The organism is Thalassotalea ganghwensis (genome assembly GCF_053485795.1).
This window is the reverse complement of record NZ_JBQRUM010000010.1, coordinates 1-26,041: the sequence shown is the minus strand read 5'-3', so window position 1 is coordinate 26,041 and position 26,041 is coordinate 1. Positions and strand designations below refer to the sequence as shown.

Here is a 26,041-nt window from a genome sequence, read left to right as displayed (position 1 = left end):
AAAGAGATATCTAAATGACAGCATTACCAGTAATTGTTGGTATGGGTGGCGTCAACGCTGCAGGCCGCACATCATTCCATCAAGGGTTTCGTCGTGTAGTAATTGATAAGCTAAATGCCGAAGCCAGAGAAGAGACCTTCGTCGGTTTAGCGACATTAATGAATTTGGTTCGTAGTGAAAATGGTCAGTTACTCGATCAAAACGATAATGTTTATAGTCGTTCACAAATTGAATCTGTTTTTGGTGAGCAGATTATTGCTGGTACCTTAATTCGTAAAATAGAAAATGAGCATTTTGATCCTGATGCTACGCCATGGCAGCAAACGCTCAATATGGAAGCAAGTGATTCAAATATCTGCTTTGAAGCGTTGAAAAAAGAATTACCTACGCCGTTACCAAGAACATGGCATCTCACTGAACTTGATGAAAAAAGAGTTAAAGTTGAAATCGCCGGAACAGTGCAGGTTAAGCATGACAGTGTTAGAAATAATCCGATTAAAAGTGCAGGCCAGTTTCCGACAGGCTTTGAACCCGCTAAGCTATATAACTCTCGTTACCAACCTCGAGGCTTGCAAGCGACAATTTTCGGTGCTGCAGACGCTATTCATTCAACTGGTTTTAGCTGGCAAGAGTTAGCCAGTAAAGTGAGTCCTGACGAAATTGGTACTTATTCCGCATCGGTTTTCGGTCAAACACAAGCTGAGGGTGTTGGTGGTATGATGCAAAACCGCCTTAAAGGTGAACGCGTGTCAACGAAAAACCTCGCCTTAGGTTTAAATACTATGTCGACAGACTTTATAAATGCCTATGTAACAGGTAGTGTTGGGACGACATTTACCTCAACTGGAGCCTGTGCAACTTTTCTTTATAATTTAAAAGCGGCAGTTAACGATATTCAAGCTGGACGTATTCGTTTAGCGATTGTCGGTAGTAATGATTGTGCAATCACGCCGGAAGTCGTTGAAGGCTTTGGCAATATGAGCGCCTTAGCAAATGAAGAAGGTCTTAAAAAGCTTGATAACAGCGAAACGGTTGACTTTCGCCGTACCAGTCGCCCATTCGGCCAAAACTGCGGTTTTACTATCGGTGAAGCGGCACAATTTTTAGTACTGATGGATGACAGCCTCGCTTTAGAGCTAGGTGCTGATATTTTAGGTGCTGTCGCTGATGTTTATACCAACGCAGATGGTATTAAAAAATCAATTACTGCACCAGGTCCGGGTAACTATATTACCATGGCGAAATCGGTAGCGTTAGCAACACGTATTTTAGGTGAAGAAGCGGTGCAAAAGCGGAGCTTTATATTAGCTCATGGTTCAAGTACTCCACAAAACCGTGTGACTGAGTCTTTAATTTATCATCGTATTGCAGAAAGCTTTGATATCACGTCATGGCCTGTTGCAGCGCCCAAAGCCTACTTAGGCCATACTATTGGCCCAGCTAGTGGTGACCAAGTCGCATGGGCTTTAGGTGTTTTTTCACACAATATTATGCCGGGAATAACAACAATTGATAAGGTTGCCGACGACGTTTATGCCGAGCGTTTAAATATTGCTACTGAGCATTGGCAATGCCCTGATATGGATGTGGCCTTTATCAACTCTAAAGGGTTTGGCGGTAATAACGCCACGGCAACGGTATTCTCTGGTAAAGTTTGCTTAAACATGATGGAAAAGCGTTATGGCAAATCAGCAATGACTGCTTACTTAGACAAACATGAGCAAGTTAAAATTGCTCAACAGCGTTACCAAGAACAAGCCGATTTAGGTAATTTTGAGTTAATTTACCGTTTTGGTGATGGTCTTGTTGAAGAAAGTGAAATCGAAATCAGCAAAGAAAAGATTTCTTTACCAACATTTGCTCACAGCATCGATTTACCAACCCATAACCCTTTTGAAGATATGGTTTAACCTTTTTTCGGGTTAATTCGACAACGATAAATGGTGGCTGATAATTGCCACCATTTTGTTGATTAAACGTTTACTTGCCTTCTTCTTTGTGATGCTAAAGGGCTTACTTTTACCCAGTAGAATAAGTACATCATCACAATTTTGGTTATCGCGCTAGTCGTAGCCAATATTATTAAAGGCCATCCTTGGGCGAATCCCATGGATAGGGCAAAGGCGAGAGTCGAAAGATCCATTAGGAAAATGAACTGACTCATTTTCAAATTGACGGCGCCAGTCTCTCCTGCTTTTAAAATGAGTTTTGCTTGATGAAAGTAACCTTGCGCAATAAAAGCAGAAACCACCAAGATAATTATTGTCGAGATGTTTTTTCCATGATCGGTGTGGACGTCTGCGAGCACTAAACCAATTAGACTTACGATTAGTGACAGTAAGGTCAGAATAAACACGGATAATGTTAAAAGGGATTTTCGATCTTTCCATATCTCCCAAATAATCAAAAATACGAGTAAAGCGGCAATCAAGCGTGGCCAAACAATATAGTGATTAAACGGTGCGATAGAATAACCATATATAAAGAATGCTAAGTAGGCAAAGAAACTGACACTAAATTGGTTCACAGATAACAGCGCTGTATGCCCGTTATTGCCAAGAACTTGCAGCTTTCGCTTATAAATAGTTTTTAGCTGAGCATAGATACCCAGCAAGCTAATAAAAATAAATAGGGTGTTTATCGTGCCAAAAATATTGTAGTAAGCCATTAGTTGCTTTAATTGTTGATTATTGTCGACAATTATAAGCACTTTCTTGTGGTTTTAATATTTTATCTGGTTATTTCTGTTATTATTGTCGACAATGGGGGTTAGAATATATTCCACTTCTTCTTTAATGTCGCTAAGGTGCCATTATTGACCAGTACATTGAACGCTTGGCGATATTTATTAACGAGAGCATCATCTGTTGTTAAGCTAAAAGCAATACTGAGATTATTATTTAACTCGGTCGCTTCGTTAAGTTTGATCAATTGATTAAAGTCGAGGTTAAGACGTTTAGCCCGCGTTTTAACAGTAAGCTCGGTAGCTACAAGCATGTCGACCCTGCCATTAAAAAGCATTTGCATATTTTGAGCTTCTTTAATCAAAATATGCACGTTTGGAAATCCTTTCTGCGCTAAATAATCAGCAACATTAGAGCGCCTTGATGCAGCAATGGAGTATTGCTTTAATTGTTCTAGATTATTGATGCTTTTGGGAAAGCGATTCTTTAGTGCCCAAAAATAAAGTTTTTCTTCGGTTAAATTACCTATCCATTTGAATTTGGATAACCGCTCTGGTGTTTGGGCCATAGAAAAAATCATCACATTCGGCTCGGTTAAAGCAATTTGGTAGGCTCTCGCCCATGACATCACCTCAATATTAGCCGTTTCATTTAGTTGTTCGAACATGGCATTGACGACATCAATAGAAAAACCGCTTAGGTGGCCACCTAAGGTTTGCATTTGATAGGGCTCTAAAACTTCAGTGACAACGGTAATTGATGCTTTACTGAAACAGTTTGCGCTTAACGTAAGGTAAAGTATGGCGGCGAGCAGATATTTTGAACATGAATTTAACATCGAATATCTTGCCTTCCTTTATTTCAATTGGTACAAGTGTCGTATGAACTATCGGCAATTATAACAAATTTAAAACAAGCGACCATCTATTTAATGGCGTCTTTATGAGTTTTGATAATGCGCATTTTTTTAGAGAATTTGATATCTATTTTATCATAAAAATCAACTGCTTTGCTGAAGATATTATACTGTCATCGAGTTCATGAATATCAGCGCTGGTCTTTTCAATGAAAACGTTTTCTAACCATGTCTGTAAGTCTAATACCAAGGAGTAAACGATTTGTTTAGCAAAACCTTGTTCAAGTAGTTCGGGAGATTGTTTTAATGACGACACCAATTGCCCGAGCACGGTTGAGATATCAATAAATTCGTCAATAAAAAAGACCACATTAGCAAACTCTTGTATGTCTGCAAGTGCCAAAAGCATATACTTTGAGCCTTCGTTATTTACTTGTCTTGCTAGCTCTATGTGTGATACGCACTCATCGATAATGTCTTTTAAATTATCGATATCATCGGTATTTGTGACGCCTAACTTGGAATACTCTAGCGCTGAAATTTTAGTACGAGTATGATGAACTGGCATAACGCCCATTGGCTCATCATCACAAAAGAATAATTCATCGTCGTATATTTCCTTATGTTGCTCGCTTCTCAAGCTTTCTGAAAACAAGGCCATATTGGACAGCTCTTGCTGAGTCAATACATTTGTTTGTTGCTTAACGTTATTACTAACCTGCTTATACTCTTTGTTATGTAGAAACTCATTGAGAAACTCTCTAAATGAGTGAGTTGTTTTTGATAAACGTAAGAGTAAATTTTTTAAAAAGGTTAAATCCATCTGTACAGATAGGTAGCCTATAACATTTCCTCGTTGATTTACGATCGGATTTATTTTCCATTCAACATGATACTCACTGCCATCTTTTCGATAATTTACTGTAGCGCCAATAAAGGAATTACCAGCGCCTAGACACTCGCGTAGTCGATTAATTATATGCGGGTTGGTTTTATCGCCCTGCAGGATTTTAGGGGTTTTACCCAGCAACTCTTCTAAGCTATAACCAGTTAACTGGCAAAACTTAGGGTTAGCATATTGAATTTTGGGGGAGCTTATAGTGGCAGAAGTGATAATCACAGCGTCAAAGCTATCACGAAATAACAATTCAGCGTTTTTCACTATCGGGTGATGAGGTGTGTCAATGTTATCGTGCTCACTAATTTCTATCATCGGGAAATAAGCTTTTCACTTTAATTTCAATGTTATTGGTTAGTATAGACAAGGATTTGAACAAGGGAGAAATTAAGATAAGTAAAGCCCGATAAGTTGCTTTAATAGTTATCGGGCGATAACGTTTTACACGCCTTCGTCTGCTTAGGCTTGGGTAACAAAATCTAAAATGCCAAGCGCAGCTTTACGTCCTTGATCAATAGCGGTAACGACAAGATCTGAACCTAAGACCATATCACCACCAGCAAAGACATTGTTTTTACTGGTTTGAAGAGCAAAGTTAGATTGCTCTGATGCAATAACTCGTCCTTTAGCGTCTATTTCAACTCCCGCGTCAATCATCCATTTTGGGGGGCTCGGTAAAAATCCAAACGCGATAACGACTGCATCGGCAGGCATAATAAACTCAGAGTCAGGGATAACTTCAGGGTTTCTTCTGCCATTTACATCGGCATCGCCTAATGTAGTTTTGACAAATTTTACACCAACCGTCTTGCCACTATCATCAACAGCGATGTCGAGAGGTTGTAAGTTAAATTCAAAATTTACTCCTTCCTCTTTAGCGTTTTGCACTTCTCTTGGTGAGCCAGGCATATTGGCTTCATCACGACGATAAGCACAAGTGACATGTGCGGCTTGTTGACGAATTGAGGTTCTAACACAATCCATCGCGGTATCGCCGCCGCCGAGTACAATGACGTTTCTACCTTCAAAATTGACATAGGGTTTGGCATTGTCGGTTATGCCCATTAACTGTTGGGTGTTACCGATAAGAAAGTCTAAGGCGTTGTATACGCCTGGGGCATTTTCATGTTCAAACCCTCCCGTCATATCTTGATAGGTTCCCATTGCTAAAAAAACCGCATCAAAGTCTTGGCTTAACTTATCAAAGCTAATATCTTGACCAACATTGATATTTAAACGGAACTCGATGCCCATACCTTCGAAAATAGCTCTTCGGCGTTTAATCACCTCTTTTTCGAGCTTAAATGACGGAATGCCAAAAGTTAATAGACCACCAATTTCAGCATGTTTGTCGAATACAACAGCATCAACACCATGACGAGTTAACACGTCCGCACATGCTAAGCCGGCAGGTCCTGCACCGATAATTGCGACGCGTTTACCCAACTTAGTCACTTGTGAAAGATCCGGTGTCCAACCTTGGGCAAAAGCGGTATCGGTAATGTATTTTTCGATATTGCCTATGGTGACCGCGCCGAATTCATCATTTAAGGTGCAGGCCGATTCGCATAGTCTATCCTGAGGGCAGACACGACCGCACATTTCAGGCAAGCTATTGGTTTGATGACATAGCTCTGCTGCCTCGAATATTTTACCTTCAGTGACTAATTCTAGCCACTGAGGGATGTAATTGTGTACCGGGCATTTCCATTCACAATAGGGGTTACCACAATCAAGGCAACGATCGGCTTGCCCAGTACTTTGGACATTACTCATCGGTTGATATATTTCAACAAACTCAATTTTTCGCGTATCAATCGGCTTCTTTGGCGGATCAATACGTTCGACATCGATAAATTGATAAACATTCTTACTCATTGTTTACATCCTCAATTCGCATTCAATTTTACTATTGTGCTTGAACGCGAAGTTCAGCAGATGAACGACTACGATGACCTAACAAGGTTTTAACATCAGTCGCTGTTGGTTTGACCAGCTTAAATTTACTGGCGTACTCATCGAAATTGGCGAGAATATGTTGAGCTCTTAAACTGCCAGTTTCTTCAAAGTGTTGATTAATGATCCCGCGCAGATGCTCTTGATGTATGACCAGCTCAGTTATATCGATACTTTCGATAGACGAGTTGTTGAGTCGTACCTCGAGATCATCAGATTCATCAAGTATGTAAGCAAAACCGCCAGTCATGCCTGCACCTACGTTAACACCAACTTGCCCTAAGATAGTTACAATACCACCGGTCATGTACTCGCAGGCATGATCGCCTGTACCTTCAACGACTGCATGACACCCAGAGTTTCTTACCGCAAAGCGTTCACCTGCTCGACCACTGGCAAACAGTTTTCCGCCGGTCGCGCCGTACAAACAAGTATTGCCAATTATCATGGTGTGATGGCTTTGATAAGCAACGCCTTTTGGTGGCATGATGGTAATTTTTCCGCCCGTCATTCCTTTACCGACGTAGTCATTGGCATCACCAGTTAAGGTTAGCTCTAAACCACCAGCATTCCATACACCAAAGCTTTGGCCAGCGGTGCCTGAAAAGTTCATTTTGATAGGTGAGCTACTCATGCCTTGGTCTCCATGATGACGAGCAATTTCACCTGATAATGCCGCCCCGACGGAGCGGTCAGTGTTGTGAATACTAAAACGATAACTGCCACCAGTGCTGTGTAATACTGCCTCTTGTGCAGCCGACAACATTTTCTGATTCAGTTCACCTTGATCGAAAGGGTGATTGTTTTCTGTTTGATAAAGCGCTGTATCATCACCTGCGATAACAGGGGCAATAATCGGGGATAAATCAAGTTTTTGCTGTTTTGCGCTGATCCCTGCAAGCGGCTCTAATAAATCGGTACGACCAATTAAGTCGGTTAAACTTTTAACACCGAGTTGAGCTAATATCTCCCTGACGTCATGCGCAATAAATTTAAAATAATTCATGACTTGATCAGGCAGACCTTTGAAAAACTTCTCTCTTAATACTTCGTCTTGAGTTGCGACACCTGTAGCGCAATTATTTAGGTGGCAAATACGTAAAAACTTGCAGCCTAAAGTTACCATTGGAGCGGTACCAAAACCGAAGCTTTCTGCCCCTAAAATGGCCGCTTTGACAATATCCAACCCGGTTTTTAAGCCACCATCAACTTGCAGACGGACTTTATGACGCAGACCATTTTCTACTAGCGATTGATGAGCTTCAGCTAAACCAAGCTCCCATGGGCATCCAGCGTATTTAACTGATGTTAGCGGGCTCGCGCCCGTTCCGCCGTCATAACCTGAGATAGTGATAAAATCAGCATATGCTTTTGCAACACCAGAAGCGATAGTGCCAACGCCTGGCCCAGAAACCAGTTTTACTGATATTACCGCAGTTGGATTAATTTGTTTTAAATCGAAGATAAGCTGGGCTAAATCCTCGATTGAATAAATATCATGATGAGGTGGTGGCGAAATTAAGGTCACCCCTGGTACTGAGAATCTTAATTTTGCTATCAGGGGGGTTACTTTATCGCCAGGTAACTGCCCACCTTCGCCGGGCTTAGCGCCTTGAGCTACTTTAATTTGCAATACGTCGGCATTGACTAAGTAGTGGGGGGTTACACCAAATCGACCCGAAGCGATTTGCTTAATTCGAGAGTTTTTGACGGTACCGAAACGACGCTCGTCTTCTCCGCCTTCACCTGAATTCGAAAAACCGCCCAACCGGTTCATGGCAATGGCTAGGGCTTCATGAGCTTCTGGGCTTAATGCGCCGATAGACATTGCCGCACTATCAAATCGCTTAAACAATTCGCTATCGGACTCTACGTTATCAATTGAAATCGGTTGCGTGTCAGACTTTAGTTTCAGTAAATCGCGAAGTGCAGCGATAGGACGGTTATTTACCTCATTGGCAAACACGCGATAGTCACTATACGCTCCAGAGCGCACCGCTTTTTGAAGGCTTGTTACGACATCAGGATTGTACGCGTGGTATTCGCCACCATGGACATATTTTAGTAAACCACCATGATTAAGTTTCTGATGAGGCAAATAGGCTTTACGCGCTAAGTTAATATTGTCTTGCTCAATATCTTCAAAGTCTGCGCCTTGAATACGGCTAGGAATATCAGGAAAACACAATTGCATGATATTTTGGTGTAAGCCGATAACTTCAAATAGGCCTGCACAACGGTAACTGGCAATTGTTGAAATCCCCATTTTTGACAATATTTTCAGCAAACCTTTATTAATACCATTTCGATAATTTAATACCGCTTGTCGTGCTGTTAAGTTAATTTGGCCTTGCTCTACTAATTGTTCAACAGTCTCGTAGGCAAGATAAGGATAAACAGCGGTTGCTCCTAAACCAAATAAAACTGCAAATTGATGTGAATCCCGTGCAGAAGCAGTTTCAACAATAATGTTAGAATCACAACGCAGACGGTTGTTGACTAAATGTTGTTGGACGGCACCAACCGCCATCGCTGCTGGAATCGTTAGTAATCCCTTGTCGATATTACGATCAGATAAGACCAGTATGACGGTATTTCTATCTTTAATGCTTGTTTCTGCTTCTTGGCATAAATTTATGATCGCCTGCTTTAGTCCAACATCTGCTTGATAATGTAGACTTAGTGTTTCACTTCGGTAATGCTCAGGATCGAGCTCTCTGAGCTGCTTCAGCCCGGTATACATTAATATCGGTGTTTCAAAAAGAATGCGATCAGCATGCCCGGTCGTTTCATTGAATACGTTATGCTCCCGGCCGATACAAGTGCCAAGTGACATAACATATCGTTCACGCAAAGGGTCTATTGGGGGGTTGGTGACTTGTGCAAATTGTTGTCTGAAATAGTCATATAAGGTTCTGGGCTGGCTTGATAATACTGCCATCGGCGTATCATCACCCATCGAGCCCGTCGCTTCTTGGCCATTTTCAGCCATGGTTTTGATGACTTGCTGTATTTCTTCATAGCTATAGTTAAATAGTTTGTGATACTGAGCAATGGCGTTATCGTCAAAAATTCTCTGGCCGATAAGCTCAGCATCAAGCTGCTCAAATGGCACTAATCGACGTATATTATTGTTAAGCCATTCGCGATAAGGATGACGTATTTTAAGATCATTATCGATATCGCACGAGTGAAATACTTTTCCTGTATAGGTATCTATGGCAAGCATTTCCCCTGGGCCAACTCGACCTTTTTCTACAACTTCATCTTCGCCATAATCCCAAATACCAACTTCTGAGGCCAAAGTGATAAAACCATCTCGGGTGATAACGTAGCGAGCAGGGCGCAAGCCATTGCGATCTAAGTTACACGCTACGTGTCGACCGTTGGTCATGACAACACCAGCGGGGCCGTCCCATGGTTCCATATGCATTGAGTTAAACTCGTAAAAGGCTTTTAAGTCATCATCCATTAACGGACTATTTTGCCATGCCGGCGGCATTAGCAAGCGCATCGCGCGAAATAAGTCCATGCCTCCAGCTAAGAATAGCTCGAGCATATTATCGAGCGACGATGAATCAGATCCAGACTCATTAACGAAAGGTGCTGCGTCTTGCAAATCTGGTAACAGTGGTGATTTAAAACGATAAGTACGAGCTCTGCTCCATTGACGGTTTCCTTTAATGGTATTGATTTCACCGTTGTGCGCCAAGTAACGAAATGGTTGTGCAAGATGCCATTGGGGAGAAGTATTCGTTGAAAAACGTTGATGAAAAACACAGATCGCGGTTTGCATACGAATATCCGCCAAATCTAAATAAAAGTTTGGCAGATCCACCGGCATCATCAACCCTTTGTATATCGTTACTAAACAGGAAAGTGATGCGACATAGAACCGTGGGTCGTCAATACGTTTTTCTGCTCGACGTCTTGCCATATATAGACGACGCTCTAAATCTTTATTTCGCCAACCTGGAGGAGCATCGACAAAGACTTGCTCTATTTTGGGTAAGTTTGCTTGGGCAATCGGCCCTAAAATGGTTTGGTTAATCGGAACATCGCGCCAGCCGATCAGCGTTAGCGTTTCATTAGCAAGTTCTTCTTCTAGTATTTTTTTGCTTAACGTGGCTAGTGCTGGATCAGGATTGAGGAAAATCATGCCGACGGCATATTTTTTACCTAAGTTCCACTGGTTTTCTTGCGCAATCGCTCGGAAAAATGAATCGGGCTTTTGCATAAGTAAGCCACAACCATCACCTGTTTTACCATCGGCGGCAATACCACCGCGGTGTTGCATTCTATCTAAGGCTGAAATTGCTGTTTTTACCAGCTTATGACTGGTTTCACCTTGCTGGTGTGCAATTAAACCGAAACCACAGTTGTCTTTTTGATAATTATGATCATAAAGCTGCATTGATGCTCTCCAAGTAACTAGGCCACATAATTGAAAGAATAAATCCATGCTTTTAGTGCATAAATAATCTATTTTCAGGCCAAGAGGAACAATCAACTCTAACGACATATCTGATAAAGGTCAATCAAAATAGAGTATTTGCTCGTAATAAAATTACATTTTTTTTGCGTGTTAAAATGTCTGTAATGGGAATGCGCCCATATAATAAGCTATTCTTCTTAAAATATAGGGTGATTTAAGCCTAATACACGACTTATATCAAATGATTTCTTGTAATTAATTTACATTATGTTGAGTATAGTTAAAATTTATGAGTAAAAGTTACATTCAATTTTTATTCATCTTTGTTGAAGAGGAGGGATAATATGTTTAATTAAAAAAGGCCGATAATGATCGGCCTTTACACTAGTTACATTGTATCGGGCTAGGGTTGATAACCACCAGCGATCCCTTTAGTAGCGACGCTAACGGCATCATGAGCATGAAGAGATTCTAAGTGATTTATTTTAAGCCAAAAATCTTCGAAATCATGATTAATTAGCATGATGTGTTGCAGTCGTCTGGCAGCATCTTCACAGAACATTAGGTTTTGACCATTTAAACGAGCAAACTCTTGCTCGTCTTCACGTTTAACTGCTGCTTGGACCGGAGTTTGTAATGCAGCTTCTATTGCGTCAATAATGTCAGTAATGGGTAGCTCATTCACGTTTTTTGCGAGCATCACCTTGACCTCTGCTACTGAACGCTGACTGTGAGGGGTTGCAACTATACCATCTGTAGTACCAAGCCATTCGTGGACATCACTTAGGTTCACAGTATCTTGTTCAGTAAACTTTTCCTTGAAAGCTTGTTGAATGAGTTGGCGAGCCAGTGCAGCAGAGCAAGGGCAAGTCGATGAATAACGAACATCAACGGATAATTCAATGTTTAAGAGCCCTTTGTTTAGGCGACCTGTTATAGTGACCGGATAGGCTTTCCAGCCTTGTTTACCACTAATTAACGATTTTCTGCGCAAATGATAATCAAATGTAAATTTGACCATAGCGTTGTCACTTAAATCTTGGTGTGAGCTAATAAAGTTATCAAGCAAACTTACTAAGCTGTCATAATTGAGCACTGAGCTGGTAGATAATTCGTCTAATAATAAATATAGACGAGACATATGAATGCCTTTGGCTTGTGGTTCTTTTAAATTCACAAATGCGTCAACATAAGCTGAAACCATGCGCTCTGATTCGCCTTTTGCTGCAAGCATAATTGGCATTTCGATATTGCTCATACCTACCCAATCTAAGGTGCCTTCAGTTTGCGCTGTGGTATGATTAGCGATATCTGGCATTAATGTTGACATTATTACTCCACTCTAAAGTTGGCGCGACATCATTTCAATAACTAAAAGTTGATGTTTGCCTACCGTATAACTTGATATTGAGGACTTTACGTAGCTAGCTTGAAAACGGATTACAGAAAAGTCTCTTCAGGGTCTATTTTTAAGGGCGTGTATTTTGAATGAAAAGTGCTCGAAAATCAATATTTCTAAGGTCTGCAAATAAAGTTGTTAATCTTTGCTTTACCTCCGGGGCTAATGACATCTAAAATGACTTTGTTACAACGAAGTATAAGATAAAGGAATAGGGGAAAGTTTTGAGCGAAAATAATCAGTTAGATATTAGCTTATTGCAAGGGTACTTAGATAACCTAGGTAAGGATGTTGTTCAACAGATGCTTGACTTATATAAACAGCAATCTGTTGTTTATCTTCAAGATATTGATTCCGCTTTGCAAGAAGAGTCTCAGGTTAACTGGCAAGAGTCCTGTCACAAAATGAAAGGAGCGACAGGTAGTGTTGGTTTGATTGCGGTTCATCGTCATTTAGTAGAAATTGAAAAATCTACTGCTCCATGGTCTGAAAAAACGCTGGCGTTAAAGGAACTGAAAGCGTTAAATGAGCAGGCTAAAAACGAATTTACGCAATGGTTAGTGCAGCAATAAAAAAAGCCGCAAATTTTGCGGCTTTTTTAGTAAATTCTCTGATCAGTAATGTAAAATCGTAACGATTAACGGTTGCGCATTGTTTACTAAACTAGCTATCTACAGAGCCAATGAAACGATAGCCTTCACCGTGAATTGTATTAATAAGCTCTGGCGAGTCAGCAACAGATTCAAAATGTTTGCGTAAACGACGAATAGTGACATCTACGGTTCTATCATTAGAGCGTAAATCTCGCCCGGTCATTTCTTTAATTAGTTGTTGACGAGTAACAATTTGACCAGCATTGGCAATCAGTAAGCGCAATGCACGATACTCACCACGTGGAATTGATATAACTTGTCCATCAGGTGCGGTCATTTTACGAGAGTTGCCATCCAGTACCCAGCCATTAAACTTAACAATAGCATCATCTTTTTCATTAGCGCCGCTATTGATACGATTGAGGATGTTTCTCGCTCTAATCGTTAGTTCTCGAGGATTAAAAGGTTTTGTTAGGTAATCATCTGCACCGATTTCTAAGCCAAGGATTTTGTCAATATCACTGTCTCGGCCCGTTAAAAAGATTAAGCCTAGCTCGCTATTGTTGGTGAGCTCTCGAGCCAAAAGAAGTCCGTTTTTACCAGGTAAATTGATATCCATAATCACTAGATTTATCGCATTGTTTTGCAATTGTTGATCCATGCTAGCACCATCAATTGCCTCAGATACGTTATAGCCTTCAGCTTCAAACAAATTGCGTAGGTTAAAACGTGTTACATCTTCGTCTTCTACGATCAGTATGTGAGGTTTCTGCATGTCAGATTATCCAATATTTCTGTTTTGATATTAATAACGTCCTAATTCTTTATACACAACAACTAAAAGGCCGATTATTTTTTGTTTACATTTGTTAATATAAGATGTTGTTATGTTATATATCAAGAAAATAAAGCGTTTTTATCAAATTTTTACGACTTTCGCCTATTTTATTCGCTAAATGCTATGACTTCCAGAGCTAAGCGGAAATTTAATTTCAAATTTTGTTCCAATATTCTGCTTACTTTCTATTTCTATATTGCCACCGAGCGCCTGAGTCACCAAGTTATAGACAAGGTGCAGCCCTAAACCACTACCGCCGGAGCCTCTTTTCGTGGTGGTAAAAGGTTCAAAGATCTTATTTCTGATCGCTTTATCTATGCCTTTGCCATCATCCTGGTAATTAATGTTCACGATATTCTCTATAAGTTCGACATCAATAGTAATCACACCAGTCTCTCTGCCTTCAAAGGCATGAAGCATCGAATTTAGAATTAAGTTAATCAATATTTGGTTGATTGGCCCAGGCTTGCTCCAGATAAGCAGATTTTCCGGGCAATGTACGTTAATTTGATAAGGACTATTTTTGATTTGAGGCGCTAAGGTAAGCAGTACTTCATTAACCAACTCATTCATATCAAATTGTCTAATGTCTTCACTGCTTTGGTCGACTGCGACTTTTTTAAAACTTGAGATTAATTCAGCAGCACGTTTTAGATTTCGATAAATAATACCAACGTTTTCTTGTCCTTCGTTGAAAAACTTTTTCAACTGGCTAGATCTCAGAGTTTTATTATCGAAATGCTCCTTCATTTCATTTAGCCTATCAGCGAGCAGTGTTGATGCTGTTACGCCCAAGCCAATAGGGGTGTTAACCTCATGAGCTACACCCGCAACCATATCACCTAAAGAGGCCATCTTGCCACTTTCAACCAGCTGGTCTTGAAATTGATGTAGCTTTTCTAATGTAGAGAGTAGTTCTTGGTTGGACTCTTTTAATGCTGCTGTTCTGTTGGTAATTTTTTGTTCGAGTTCTTGGTTGCGTTTTTCACTTTGCTCCTCCGCTTGTTGTAGCTTAGCGATATGCTTTTCTAAGCGATTGAGCAAGGTGTTTAGGTTTCGCGCAATTACATCGGCTTCTTGATAGGCCATTACCGGCAAGCGTTTAGTGAAATTTTTACTTTTCGATATCTCTTGAATATGAGCCGTTATCAGCTTTAGTGGTGAACTTATTTGAACTTCTAATCGACTGAGCACCACCCAAATGACAATAAACATGAGCATAAAAATAATCGAAATGGTGATCAGAAGTTGGTTATTCTGGCTTAAGCCTGAATATCTGTTTGCTTGCAGATAAATATTACCAACTTTTTCTTTGTTGCTATTTAGAATAGGCAAAAATACTTCAGCATAATTATCGGTGATACGAGGAGATGCTAGTTTAATTCGCTCTTCTGTTGTTAATTGGACTTCAGGTATTGAATTATTAAAGTTAAAGGTACCTTCATGTTCATAACTTAAATATAGTGTTTCAACTTTATCTTTGGGGCTATATGTGTAGATATCGACAACGCGAATCAATCTTAATGGTGAAAGTTGCTCGAGCTTTTCGTAAAGGTCACTTTTTAATTTTAGATCACTTTGGGTCGTTTCAACGAGATAAGGGCTACTTAAAATTGAAATGTACTGAGCCCAGTACATTAAATTTCGCTCTGTTTGACGATCGCTATCATCAATGAATGTTTTACTGATATAGAGGGAAGATAAGATAAAGAAAAAGAAGATGACACCCATGACTAACGCCAAAAGAATGCGCTTTAACGATTTTACGTTGGTCACTGTCATCATTATGTCAATCTGATCCGCAAGTGAATAAATGCTCTTGTATTGATAATTGTAGAATTTGGCCAAGATTGCAATACATGAGTTGGCTTTTAATCATTTATTTATGCGCTCTATAAACCGTAAAGCCATTCTGCTGGCAAATACTTTCAATCGCTTTAAAGTGATTCTCCATCAGTGGGCGATATTGTAAAAAGCTATTGGCAACCAGTAATAAACTGCCGTTCGTTGCAATGTGATGGTGAATACCACTTAAAAATTGCTCTGTCGCCTGATAGTTTGTTTTGATGCCTTGATGAAAAGGAGGGTTAGATACCACATGCTGATAGGTTTTATCGATATGAGATAGACTGTCAGTAGCAAAAACATCACCGCTCAAATGGTTTAACGCTAAGGTTTTTTTCGCCGATGCCAATGCCATGGCGCTAACATCAGTTAATGACACGGTAACGTCTTGGTACTTTTTTGCAAGTAATGTCGCGATAACTCCCGCGCCACAGCCAAAATCCAAACATGACCCTGACAGATCATCCGGTAGGTGATTAAGTAGTACTTTAGTGCCAATATCGAGCTTGTTTTGACTAAAAACGCCAGGCAACGCAGCAACCGTTATTGATGTATTACCGATATCTAATGGATAGAAAGTAAACCAGTCATCAACAGAAAACGAAGTATCGGTATTTTTTAATGATACATCAAACAAAATACAGTGTCTGGCAGCGTCGATCTTTTCACAATAATTCAATAGCGATTTGGCTTGCTTGGCTAGTGATTTAATGCCGCCATTGTTTTCACCGACGATTAAAACTCTTGAATCGGGCGTGATATTTCTATTAATCATTGCCAAGGTGTAACGTAATTCTTGTTTGCTTTTAGGGAAGTAAATGATCACCAAATCGTGAATTTTTTCTGATTGATAATAATGACTAAATTGACAATCTGCGTCGTCATTAGCTAATGATAAATGGGCACGGTGTTGGGCAAAATTATTATCAAAAAAACTTAGCTGACAACTTGGGTTAATGGTTTGTAAGTGTTTTGCGAAATCATCGCTGGGCATATTGACCAATAAGGGTGCCTGGGCACTGAGAAAATCTTCGTTGCGCATCAGCAACTGACATATATTTGTTAAGTACATACGTGTTGATACGCCCTGTGCCTAAGCCAAAAAATTTTCGATATTGTACTTGAACAACCCCTTGTTGACCAAAAAAAGTGTCTTCGCTTTGATAAAAATAGTTCAATTTGACAATAGCGGCTCTATTTCTAAGCCGTTTGCGTTTTGATGAGTTGTGGGCTGAAGTCAGGTAATTAGGGGAATTGTTGAGGGGGTAAATGTCGAAAAAATTGTTGATGATATTGCTTCTGGTTAGAATAAATGTTCTAATAGCGTCGTCCCTTATTCCAGTTATTCGATTTATAGCGTTTATTCAAAGCAAAATCGAATAACTAAAAGGGCCAGAAGAGGAGCGTTAACTAGGTAGCTAACTGGAAGAGATCAAACTCTGATGAAAGTTAGTGATGGAGATTAACGCCGAGGCGATTACTTTTTTGGTGAAGTAATTGTCGGTTGTTTAGGTTGAATCCTAGCAATTGTCACCTGTGCTTAACATATAGTTAAGTGAACGTTATGGTGGAGAGCTTCTGGCCTTTGCGAGTTGCTCCCCATGTCTAGGGCTGTAGCTATCGCAAATGCCTATAAGTTCTCCGAACGAAATGAGTTCGAGAGACATGAATCAATCAACGTCATCTATAAATGAATATCAAGTCTGGACAGCGTTAGTTACGCCGCTGCACCCTGATGGTACCGTCGACTTTGATAGCCTGCGCGAAAATGCCTTGCTTCAGAACAAAGTCGGCAATGGTATATTGTTGTTGGGTAGCACTGGTGAGGGGTTAGCGTTAAGTCAGGCTGAACACAAAGCTATTGTCGATTTTGTCTGTCAATTGGCGTTAACTTCTCCGATAATGGTTGCTGTAGGCGGCTATCAACTCAGTGAGCAAATCGCCTGGATAAATTATTGCAATAGCCTCTCTATCAATGGTTATCTTTTAGGTACACCTATTTACGCTAAACCAGGTCCTGCTGGGCAAACTCAGTGGTTTAAAGCGTTACTCGATCAAGCTAAGTTCCCATGCATGCTATACAACGTGCCATCGCGCAGCGGTGTTGGCCTATCTGTGACAACTTTAGAGCAGCTTAAAGATCATCCCAATTGTTGGGCATTGAAAGAAGCCAGCGGTGACTTAACAACATTTCTAGCGTTTAAACAACGCTGCCCGAATGTTCGTTTATATAGTGGCGAAGATGCAATGATGCCCTATTTAGCAGGTGCAGGAGTATGCGGTTTAGTATCGGTGTCGAGTAATGTTTGGCCTGAAGCTGCAAAACGCTATGTAGAGCTTGCCATCGCTGGTCAACCGCAAGGATTATTTCCATTATGGCAAAACGCCGTTGATGCGCTATTTCAAGTTGCTAGTCCGATACCTGTTAAGGTTTTGATGGCGAGTAAAGGAATGATTGCTCATTCAACTCTGCGTCCCCCTCTTACAGAACAAGAATTGGCTGCCAATGATGGTTTAGCCGAACAAGACAATCTTATTTCTCAATGGCTGCAACGTCAGTCTCAAGCATTATCTGGAGCAAATTAATTATGAATTGGCAAGAAGTTTTAGATCAATTAGAAGCAGGTACTATTCGCGCGGCAAATCAGGATCAACACGGTAACTGGCAGGCAAATGTAGAAGTCAAAGAAGCGATATTAGCCGCTTTTAAAGCCGGTGAAAATGAAGAGTTTGATGGTATCTATCAAGGGTTTGTTGATAAGCATAATTTACCAGCACGGGCGTTCACTCGCGATGATGCCGTGCGTTTAGTGCCCGGCGGTTCTTCTGTTCGTCGAGGTGCTCATGTCGCTCGAGGTGTCATTATTATGCCACCAGCCTATATTAATGTTGGCGCGTTCGTTGACACTGGTACCATGGTTGACAGTCATGCGTTGATCGGTTCTTGCGCGCAAATCGGTAAAAATGTCCACGTATCTGCTGCCGTACAAATTGGTGGCGTACTTGAACCTATTGGCGCAAGCCCTGTGATTATTGAAGACGATGCTTTTTTGAGTGCGGGGGTAGTCATCGTTGAAGGTATCGTTGTTAAGAAAGGTGCCGTGTTAGCACCTGGCGTATTTTTATCTGCGTCGGTACCGGTTTATGACTGTGTAAACCAAGTCATGTTAGAAAAAGGTGCGGATATCCCTGAGCGTGCAGTGGTTGTGCCTGGTACTCGTCCTGTCGCGGGTGACTGGGCAAAGGCACAAGGCTTAAATATGGCTTGTGCCTTGATTGTTAAATATCGCGATGAAAAAAGCGATGCATCGTTAGCCTTAGAATCTGTTTTACGTTAAGGCAATGTGATGAAAAATACCTGTTTAACTGAACCTTGGTTGCCGCCTCAATTATCTTCGCTCTTTGAGCAGCACGTTTCAGCCAATAAAGATGAAATGGCTTATTTTGCTTATGATTTAGATGCATTGAAACATCACCTTAGTGATTTGCAAGATCAACAAATTATAAAGTTATGGTATGCGGTTAAGGCCAATCCATTATCACGGGTCATTCAATGCTTAGATCAGGCAAGTTTTAACTTTGATGTCGCAAGCTCGGGTGAACTTGAACAGGTACTTGCTCAGGGGGTTACACCTGAACGCATTTTAAACACTGGGCCTGCCAAGTCACGCCAGCAATTACAGGAATTTTTAGAAAAAGGCGTTAATATTTTTGTCGTTGAAAGCTTGAACCAATTAACTTGGTTAAATGAGTTAGCTCAACAATTAGGTAAATGCCCCAAAGTGTTGCTGCGCGTACAATTACAATGGCAGGAGGGCGAAAAAAACCCATTAGGTGGAAATACCTTAACGCCATTTGGGTTGTCGGTAGCACAGTGGCAGTCGATTCAGGTATCAGAATTTACCGGCTTAGATATATGTGGTCTGCATATTTTTCAATGGGGCAATATGCTCAGCAATGAAAAAATGTACCAACTATGGCAGCAAATGGTGCCGCCACTACTGGCAATGGCTTCAAGTATTGGCATGCAGGTAAAAATACTCGATCTTGGTGGTGGCCTTGGTATTGATTATTTGGAGCAAGGACAAAAGCTATCTTGGCGACAAATTATTGATGATCTGGCAACTATCAAAGCTCAAGCTGGTGCAGAAGAGTTGTGGTTAGAACTCGGGCGTTTTGCCGTTGCTCAATGTGGCTATTATGTCGCAGAAGTGATTGATCGAAAAACCAACTACCAACAAGAGCAATTGGTCATGTCGGCGGGTATTAATCATCTGCTTCGCCCTGCAATAACTGAGCAGCCTTTTCCAGTGCGTCTAGCGCGACACTCTCAAGCTGAATTCGTCCCGTTCGATATTCATGGCCCTTTGTGCACTAGCATGGACAAACTTGGCCATTTGGCGCTACCTAGTGACGTTAATGTTGGTGATAAACTCGTGTTCGGTTACGCGGGAGCCTATGGCTTCACTGAGAGTATGCCGTTCTTTTTATGTCATCAAATTGCAGCTGAATATGTTATTGAAAACCAGCGACTGGTAGAGGTCCGTTCTGCTCGGCCTGCAGCTTGGTATTTAGCGTAAAGTTCTATTGTTGTGAGTATGAAAAATGAGTAATTTTACCAAAGAAGTTATGCATGTTGGCGAGATGGCCAGTGGCGCAAAATTAACCGTACCTGTATATCGCTTAAAAGGACACGGCAATGCGCCGAGTGTTTATATTCAAGCAAACATGCATGGAGCAGAAGTACAAGGCAACGCGGTTATTTTTCAATTGTTAGAGCTGCTTAAAGACACTAAACCGTTGGGCGACATTACTTTAGTGCCTTATGCAAACCCCGTTGGCTGTAATCATAAAAATGGTGAATACACACTGGGCCGATTTGATCCTATTACAGGGGTGAATTGGAATCGGATGTATCATTTCGATGCGTCATTGATTAAACCATTTGTGCGCGAAAGTATTGGTAAAGACAATGAAACTATCGAAAACAATTTCAAGCAGTTAATGATCGAAACCATTGATAGGAAGCTAGAGCACAATGCGTTTGGTTTGACGACAGGACAACGCATTGCCTATCAATTACAACGTTTGGCACATCAAGCGGACTTAGTGTTAGATTTACATACAGGACCTATATCGAGCAAGCACTTATATTGCCCTGAATATGCAAAAGACAGTGCCAGATTTTTTGATATTGAACATACCCTGTTGATCCCTAATCAGTTTGATGGTGCACTTGATGAAGCGACATTTTGTCCATGGTGGCATTTACAAGAAGCATTTGCAGAACTCGGCATTGAGTTTTCCATTCGTGATAAAAGCTTAAATAAAGAGAGCTTCACGGTTGAGTTAGGCTCTCAAGAGCAGATAGATCTCGATGTTGCTTTAGAGGATGCCAAAAGCATAATGTGTTATCTGCAACACAAAGGGGTTATTGATGCTAACGAGTATTTTCCTAAAGATATCACTCGTTATGCGTGTTATTTGAAAGACTACAAAGCCTATTATTCGCCAATGGGTGGGATGGTAGATTATCTTGCCGACTTTGGTAAGCCGTTAGCGCCCGGCCAACCCTTAGCAAGGATATTAAGAATGGATAACTATGGTGATGGCGATCCTTTGCATTATTTGTCGTTAGATATCGAAGTTTTACCAATACTTCATTTTGCCTCAGCTAGCGTAAATCAAGGTACTGAGTTATATAAAGTGTTTACTAATTTCTTCAAATTATAAGGACCTTGATATTTAAGCCGTAATTTGTTTTTCGCTATTAACAATTTTATAACGAAAAAGTTTTTCAAGATATTACGAAGTTATTGACTGAGCTTGCTATTTCTAGCAAGCTCTTTTTTTAAGACTAAAATAATAACTTCTAATAAGGGAAGAATATGGCGACCAAGAAAACTTTAATCAGTTGTTGCTTAATGGCAGCATTGCTCGGGGGGTGTGGTCAACCACAACAAACTGAGCAAGCTTCATCTGCCGCGAATGACGCAACACAGGTTGTTGATAGTGCAGTAAAAACATTGTCAGCAGCAAAAAATAGCGAAGAGCAGGCCATCGCCAGCTTTAATGTGCCAATTGAGTACTTTACATTAGACAATGGTTTACAAGTGGTATTGTCGCCGGATAGCACCTCACCGACCGTGACGGTAGCGGTTTACTATAATATCGGCTTTCGTAATGAGCCTAAAGACCGTACTGGTTTTGCTCATCTTTTCGAGCACATGATGTTTCAGGGTTCTGAAAACCTAGGTAAGATGGAGTTCATTAAGCTCGTTAATGCTAATGGAGGGGTTTTAAACGGCTCAACTCGCTTTGATTTTACTAACTATTTTGAAATTGTTCCGTCTCACAAGCTAGAGACTTTTTTATGGGCAGAAGCTGATCGCATGAAAGGTCTGCAAATTACCCAAGAAAACCTAACCAATCAGCAAGGTGTGGTAAAAAACGAGGTGAAAGTTAATGTGCTTAACCAGCCGTATGGTGGTTTCCCTTGGTTGGATATGCCTCAATACGCGTTTAGTAATTGGTATAACTCTCACAACTTTTACGGTGACTTAAAAGATCTCGACGCGGCGAATTTGAAAGATGTCGATGACTTTTTCAACATGTATTATTCACCGAATAATGCCGCTTTAGTGGTGGTCGGTGATATTGATGTTGAAGAAGCTAAAGCGATGGTAAACAAATATTTTGCGGATATCCCATCAGCAGAAATTGCCCCAGCGCCTGATTTAACTGAACTGCGTCAAGAAAAAGAACTCAGTTTTAATAAGTTTGATAAATTAGCGCCCAAACCCGCTTATGCTTTCGCTTATAAAATGCCAGAAAGAGATACCCCTGAGTATTTTGCCATGGGCATTATTGACCAAATTTTGGTGCAAGGCGAGGATAGCTTGTTGTATCAAGAGTTAGTGAAGAACAAACAAATTACCGGCAGTGTCAGCGGTGGTATTAATTATCTTTTAGGGAATATGTTTAATTACAATGGCCCAATGCTATGGATGAGTTCGTTTACCCACGATGATTCAGTATCTAAAGCCCAAATCACCGAAGCGATTGATAGTGTTATTACCCGATTGCAAGAGCAACCTCTGACAAAGGAAGAAATGAGCCGAGCAATTGTTAAAATACGTTCTGACTTGTTTGATTCTATGGACGGCATGTATGGCTTTGGTAAAGCTGATTTATTAGCAAGCTTTACGTTGTTTGATAAAAATCCTGAAAAAATTAATACGCTAGAGGCTTCTTTCAAGCAAGTAACCCCTGAGCTGATTATGGAGACGGCAAAGGAATACTTACGTAAAACCAACCGCACCATTTTAACGGTTACACCTGGAGAAGATCCTACTAAAGCAAGTAATTCAGCGAATGAGAAGGAATAAGTGATGAAAGTATTTAAGTATAGTGCGTTATTGCTGACGACTTTATTCGTTGTTAATGTCAATGCCGCTAAAGAACTGCCGCCAGAGGGTAAAAAACCGGCGGATTTTCAATTACCCCAAACCAGCCAAATGGTGTTGGATAACGGCTTAAAAGTAACCTTTATACCTTACGGTAAAACACCCAAAGCAACGATTCGTCTGATCACTAATACGGGTAATGTTGATGATGGCGAGTTACCGTGGCTTGCTGATTTAAGCTATGAAATGCTCAAGCAAGGTACGAAGGAGTTGTCAGCCAAAGAAATTGCTGAAAAAGCGGCAAGTATGGGGGGACAAATTAATACGTCAGTCGCTATGGATAGAAGTTGGATTGGTGCCGATGTATTAAGTGAGTTTGCTGGCGAGACTATCAGCGTTATTGCACAAATGTTATTGTCGTCTAATTATGCAGAGAGTGACCTAGCGCTGCTAAAAACTAACCGTGACCGTTCATTAAAAGTCGCGCTATCGCAACCAGGAAATCAAGCTAACCAAGCTTTTTATAAAGAAATTTTTGGTAATCATGCCTACGGTAATATTTTTCCAACAGAGCAAAGTTTAGCGAAAATTAGCGTGAGCGATGTTAAGCAATATGTCAGTGAAAATATTGTGCCTAATCGAAGTCATTTATATATATCAGGTGTGTTCGATGCAGAACGGTTAACGCCACAAATTAAACAGGCTTTTGCTAACTGGCAAAAAGGACAGCCTCGAAATAATGGCACTGTGCTCACGCAAACCGGTCCCAAAATTGTAATGTTAGAGCGTGAAAATGCGCCGCAATCGACGATTCGATTGGGGTTGGCGACGATATCACCAGCTCACCAAGATGCGATGAAAATGACCATGACCAACAGCTTGTTAGGGGGCTCTTTTTCAAGCCGCATCACCAGCAATATTCGTGAAGATAAGGGCTATACTTATTCTCCTTCATCGAGTGTTGTCAACCGCGTCAACGCGGGTTTATGGTATCAATCAGCTGACATTACCGCAGAATCGACTGGTCCGGCGTTAACAGAAATATTTAAAGAGATTAATACCTTAGCAAATGAAGCACCTTCAACGGAAGAATTGACGGGCATTCAAAATTACATGGCGGGTATCTTTGTTCTGCAAAACTCTTCACGTAGTGCGATCATTAATCAGCTAGCATTTATGGAGTTGCACCAGCTAAACGATAATTACCTAAAAGATTATGTGAGTAACATTTATAAAGTAGCCCCTAAGGACATTAGTGAAACGGTGAAAACGTATTTAACACCTGAAAAGATGACCTTAGTTGTGGTTGGCGATAAAGAACAAATTACGCCACAACTTAAACAGGTAGATGCCTTAAAGGGTTACTGGAAGTAATCTTAATTAACGAATAAAAAAATGCTCCGTTAAGGAGCATTTTTTATGCAGAAACAAACATTAAATTTATTGAGCGTTTAAAACTTGCTCTTGTTTTCTATTTAACCAGCTAGCGCTCGGTTTTTGCAATAAAACCGGCGCGGGGTTACTGTTGACCGTGGTGCGAGGCTTTAGGGTAAAGAAAGTGATAGTATCCGAATAAACACGATCAGTATCAGTGACCATAGAGCGCATATGAACAAAAAGCATATCATCAATTTTGCGTAAAGGCTTTATTTCGTACTTCTGATACGGTTCAGCTTGCCACTCGATAAACCCCTCTGATACCAATAGGTTACCCCCATCACTGAGTTGCCATTCTTGGTAGTAATAGGTTTCGGCTAGGTTGCTTTCAAAGGAGCCTTTATCTTCATTTGGGTAATACTCTATGCCAACACCAGTGTTATAAAACCAAAACGCAAGTGGTTGTTTGGTGCCATCGCTAAAAACGTCATCGGTAAAAGTCCGTTGTCTTCTAGCATCCCAAAGATCACTGTAAAAAATCGTGTAGTATTCGCGGCCACTATCAGTCCAGTTATACCAATAGCTATAGTGAGAGTTTAACAACCCTGAAAAATCTAAATCACCACCAATATCAATGCCTTCATCAAGAAAATGCCAATAATTTGAAGTCAGATCAGATTCTGTAATTGCCACATCCGCTTGTTTGGAAACCATAATATCAGCATAGGCAAAATCTACATCACCGCTCGCATTATAGCGGGTTACTTGCACGCGATTGACACCCTCATAAAGCGTTTGCACTTTCTGGTACTTAATTTTTTCATTGTTCGCTAATGTTAACACTAAGTCACCATTTTCTAGTGACCACATAGCACCAGTGACTTGTGAAGACGTAACGGTTCTATCGCCGTTTAACGTGATAACATCTGCTACTATGATAGAAGTGTTGTTATCTTCTGTAATGTAAGGTACCGCAAACGTTGCATTATCGGCGGTTAATTCCTCTTCCGTAAATGTCAGTACAGGATCTTGATGATAAGCTGTTGCTGTTAGGCTAAAGCTGTCACCTGAACGGTTGTACTGGCTATTTTCATATTCCGCTTTATAGGTTGCCTGTACGATATAGCTGCTGCTCGTTGCAGACGTATGTACTTGCTGCATTCGCAATTGCGTTAGCGTTTGCACTCCGGGAACATTTACCCTTGCTCCGTTGATCCATTCACCCATCGTAATACTTTGAGTAGGTGGTTCGTCGAAAGTGATGATTTGGCTGCCACTGTCGTCAACAGTCCAGGTAAAGAATAGTTTATTGAGCGGGCTAGTTTTATGAGTGATTAACTGGCCAACGTTATCTTCAGTATTGAGCTCTAGTATCCAGCCATTATCAGGGTTGCCACCATAATAATTGCTAAATTGCTGCTTGGAGAAATTAACTCTTACTTGTTCTGGTATCACTTCGGCATCTAGCGGTGCGACTAATTCCGGGTCGCTTGCCATTTCTGCAAAAAGGGCTTGTAATTCACTCTCACTCAATGCTTCAATTGCAGCGTTTGCTTGCTCTTCATCAAGTGCTAAGTCTAAAACACTGTCAACACCGTCAGGGAGTGTCGCATTTTCATCATCAACGATGCTTTTGATCGCAGCAGCCAGTTCTAATAACGCTTGACCGTCAAGGTTAGCTTCAAGTTGGTTAAGTTCAGCTTGATTTGTGGCGGGCTGGCCTTCGTTAGCTCGCGTGGCAAGGGCATAAGCAG

At 40.8% G+C, this 26,041-nt stretch carries 18 protein-coding genes and 1 riboswitch; of the genes, 8 read left to right on the top strand and 10 right to left on the bottom strand.

What is annotated here, in order from left to right; translation table 11 throughout:
- Positions 1–14: 14 nt before the first annotated feature.
- A complete protein-coding gene (locus tag ACSLUH_RS11410) occupies positions 15–1,910 on the top strand; it encodes a beta-ketoacyl synthase (protein WP_448567064.1) in 1,896 nt (631 codons plus the stop codon).
- A gap of 62 nt (positions 1,911–1,972) precedes the next feature.
- Here the strand turns inward: ACSLUH_RS11410 and ACSLUH_RS11405 are convergent, their stop codons facing one another.
- The 6 genes from ACSLUH_RS11405 to folE2 all read right to left on the bottom strand — a co-directional run bounded on the left by ACSLUH_RS11405 (position 1,973) and on the right by folE2 (position 12,159).
- Positions 1,973–2,668, bottom strand: a complete 696-nt coding sequence (locus ACSLUH_RS11405) for a hypothetical protein (protein WP_448567062.1) — start codon at positions 2,666–2,668, stop codon at positions 1,973–1,975.
- Positions 2,669–2,769: 101 nt separating this feature from the next.
- Entirely contained in the window at positions 2,770–3,522 is a 753-nt protein-coding gene (locus tag ACSLUH_RS11400; protein WP_448567060.1) for a substrate-binding periplasmic protein, read from the bottom strand.
- Between the two features lie 145 nt (positions 3,523–3,667).
- Positions 3,668–4,753, bottom strand: a complete 1,086-nt coding sequence (locus ACSLUH_RS11395) for a PAS domain-containing protein (protein ID WP_448567058.1) — start codon at positions 4,751–4,753, stop codon at positions 3,668–3,670.
- 144 nt (positions 4,754–4,897) lie between these two features.
- Positions 4,898–6,316 (bottom strand): glutamate synthase small subunit GltD family protein, encoded by a 1,419-nt coding sequence (locus ACSLUH_RS11390; protein WP_448567056.1) that lies wholly within the window; start codon positions 6,314–6,316, stop codon positions 4,898–4,900.
- A gap of 31 nt (positions 6,317–6,347) precedes the next feature.
- On the bottom strand, positions 6,348–10,808 hold the full coding sequence (gene gltB / locus ACSLUH_RS11385) for a glutamate synthase large subunit (protein ID WP_448567054.1): 4,461 nt from the start codon (positions 10,806–10,808) through the stop codon (positions 6,348–6,350).
- 424 nt (positions 10,809–11,232) lie between these two features.
- Positions 11,233–12,159 carry a GTP cyclohydrolase FolE2 gene (gene folE2 / locus ACSLUH_RS11380; RefSeq protein ID WP_448567052.1) on the bottom strand — a complete coding sequence of 309 codons (927 nt, stop codon included), beginning with the start codon at positions 12,157–12,159 and terminating at the stop codon, positions 11,233–11,235.
- 293 nt (positions 12,160–12,452) lie between these two features.
- Here folE2 and ACSLUH_RS11375 point away from each other — a divergent pair, with 293 nt between their 5' ends.
- Entirely contained in the window at positions 12,453–12,800 is a 348-nt protein-coding gene (locus tag ACSLUH_RS11375) for an Hpt domain-containing protein (RefSeq protein ID WP_448567050.1), read from the top strand.
- 91 nt (positions 12,801–12,891) lie between these two features.
- On the opposite strand, the gene arcA is transcribed toward ACSLUH_RS11375, so the two are convergent.
- The 3 genes from arcA to ACSLUH_RS11360 all read right to left on the bottom strand — a co-directional run bounded on the left by arcA (position 12,892) and on the right by ACSLUH_RS11360 (position 16,576).
- Positions 12,892–13,596 carry a two-component system response regulator ArcA gene (gene arcA, locus ACSLUH_RS11370; protein ID WP_448567048.1) on the bottom strand — a complete coding sequence of 235 codons (705 nt, stop codon included), beginning with the start codon at positions 13,594–13,596 and terminating at the stop codon, positions 12,892–12,894.
- A 177-nt stretch (positions 13,597–13,773) separates the two neighbouring features.
- The gene (locus ACSLUH_RS11365) at positions 13,774–15,444 is read right to left on the bottom strand and encodes a sensor histidine kinase (RefSeq protein WP_448567046.1); all 1,671 of its coding nucleotides are present in this window, start codon (positions 15,442–15,444) and stop codon (positions 13,774–13,776) included.
- A 94-nt stretch (positions 15,445–15,538) separates the two neighbouring features.
- A complete protein-coding gene (locus ACSLUH_RS11360) occupies positions 15,539–16,576 on the bottom strand; it encodes a methyltransferase (protein WP_448567044.1) in 1,038 nt (345 codons plus the stop codon).
- A 316-nt stretch (positions 16,577–16,892) separates the two neighbouring features.
- Positions 16,893–17,090: riboswitch (Lysine riboswitch) on the top strand.
- A gap of 79 nt (positions 17,091–17,169) precedes the next feature.
- Here ACSLUH_RS11360 and dapA point away from each other — a divergent pair.
- From dapA to ACSLUH_RS11330, 6 genes are all read left to right on the top strand, one after another.
- The gene (gene dapA, locus ACSLUH_RS11355) at positions 17,170–18,090 is read left to right on the top strand and encodes a 4-hydroxy-tetrahydrodipicolinate synthase (RefSeq protein WP_448567042.1); all 921 of its coding nucleotides are present in this window, start codon (positions 17,170–17,172) and stop codon (positions 18,088–18,090) included.
- Between the two features lie 2 nt (positions 18,091–18,092).
- The gene (locus ACSLUH_RS11350; protein WP_448567040.1) at positions 18,093–18,842 is read left to right on the top strand and encodes a 2,3,4,5-tetrahydropyridine-2,6-dicarboxylate N-succinyltransferase; all 750 of its coding nucleotides are present in this window, start codon (positions 18,093–18,095) and stop codon (positions 18,840–18,842) included.
- Between the two features lie 9 nt (positions 18,843–18,851).
- A complete protein-coding gene (locus tag ACSLUH_RS11345) occupies positions 18,852–20,084 on the top strand; it encodes a PLP-dependent decarboxylase (protein ID WP_448567038.1) in 1,233 nt (410 codons plus the stop codon).
- 25 nt (positions 20,085–20,109) lie between these two features.
- Positions 20,110–21,237: a succinylglutamate desuccinylase/aspartoacylase family protein gene (locus ACSLUH_RS11340; protein ID WP_448567036.1), complete on the top strand. Its 1,128-nt coding sequence runs from the start codon at positions 20,110–20,112 to the stop codon at positions 21,235–21,237.
- A gap of 155 nt (positions 21,238–21,392) precedes the next feature.
- Positions 21,393–22,892, top strand: coding sequence for a M16 family metallopeptidase (locus ACSLUH_RS11335; protein WP_448567034.1), 1,500 nt, complete (start codon positions 21,393–21,395; stop codon positions 22,890–22,892).
- Positions 22,893–22,895: 3 nt separating this feature from the next.
- Positions 22,896–24,284: a M16 family metallopeptidase gene (locus ACSLUH_RS11330; protein ID WP_448567032.1), complete on the top strand. Its 1,389-nt coding sequence runs from the start codon at positions 22,896–22,898 to the stop codon at positions 24,282–24,284.
- 66 nt (positions 24,285–24,350) lie between these two features.
- On the opposite strand, the gene ACSLUH_RS11325 is transcribed toward ACSLUH_RS11330, so the two are convergent.
- A partial coding sequence (locus tag ACSLUH_RS11325) for a hypothetical protein (protein WP_448567030.1) occupies positions 24,351–26,041 on the bottom strand: 1,691 nt, incomplete at its 5' end.

Excerpts from the sequence above, each read along its gene's own strand:
- ACSLUH_RS11410 (WP_448567064.1), top strand. The coding sequence starts at position 15 with ATGACAGCATTACCAGTAATTGTTGGTATGGGTGGCGTCAACGCTGCA.
- ACSLUH_RS11405 (WP_448567062.1), bottom strand. The coding sequence starts at position 2,668 with ATGGCTTACTACAATATTTTTGGCACGATAAACACCCTATTTATTTTT.
- ACSLUH_RS11400 (WP_448567060.1), bottom strand. The coding sequence starts at position 3,522 with ATGTTAAATTCATGTTCAAAATATCTGCTCGCCGCCATACTTTACCTT.
- ACSLUH_RS11395 (WP_448567058.1), bottom strand. The coding sequence starts at position 4,753 with ATGATAGAAATTAGTGAGCACGATAACATTGACACACCTCATCACCCG.
- ACSLUH_RS11390 (WP_448567056.1), bottom strand. The coding sequence starts at position 6,316 with ATGAGTAAGAATGTTTATCAATTTATCGATGTCGAACGTATTGATCCG.
- gltB (WP_448567054.1), bottom strand. The coding sequence starts at position 10,808 with ATGCAGCTTTATGATCATAATTATCAAAAAGACAACTGTGGTTTCGGT.
- folE2 (WP_448567052.1), bottom strand. The coding sequence starts at position 12,159 with ATGTCAACATTAATGCCAGATATCGCTAATCATACCACAGCGCAAACT.
- arcA (WP_448567048.1), bottom strand. The coding sequence starts at position 13,596 with ATGCAGAAACCTCACATACTGATCGTAGAAGACGAAGATGTAACACGT.
- ACSLUH_RS11365 (WP_448567046.1), bottom strand. The coding sequence starts at position 15,444 with ATGATGACAGTGACCAACGTAAAATCGTTAAAGCGCATTCTTTTGGCG.
- ACSLUH_RS11360 (WP_448567044.1), bottom strand. The coding sequence starts at position 16,576 with ATGTACTTAACAAATATATGTCAGTTGCTGATGCGCAACGAAGATTTT.
- dapA (WP_448567042.1), top strand. The coding sequence starts at position 17,170 with ATGAATCAATCAACGTCATCTATAAATGAATATCAAGTCTGGACAGCG.
- ACSLUH_RS11350 (WP_448567040.1), top strand. The coding sequence starts at position 18,093 with ATGAATTGGCAAGAAGTTTTAGATCAATTAGAAGCAGGTACTATTCGC.
- ACSLUH_RS11345 (WP_448567038.1), top strand. The coding sequence starts at position 18,852 with ATGAAAAATACCTGTTTAACTGAACCTTGGTTGCCGCCTCAATTATCT.
- ACSLUH_RS11340 (WP_448567036.1), top strand. The coding sequence starts at position 20,110 with ATGAGTAATTTTACCAAAGAAGTTATGCATGTTGGCGAGATGGCCAGT.
- ACSLUH_RS11335 (WP_448567034.1), top strand. The coding sequence starts at position 21,393 with ATGGCGACCAAGAAAACTTTAATCAGTTGTTGCTTAATGGCAGCATTG.
- ACSLUH_RS11330 (WP_448567032.1), top strand. The coding sequence starts at position 22,896 with ATGAAAGTATTTAAGTATAGTGCGTTATTGCTGACGACTTTATTCGTT.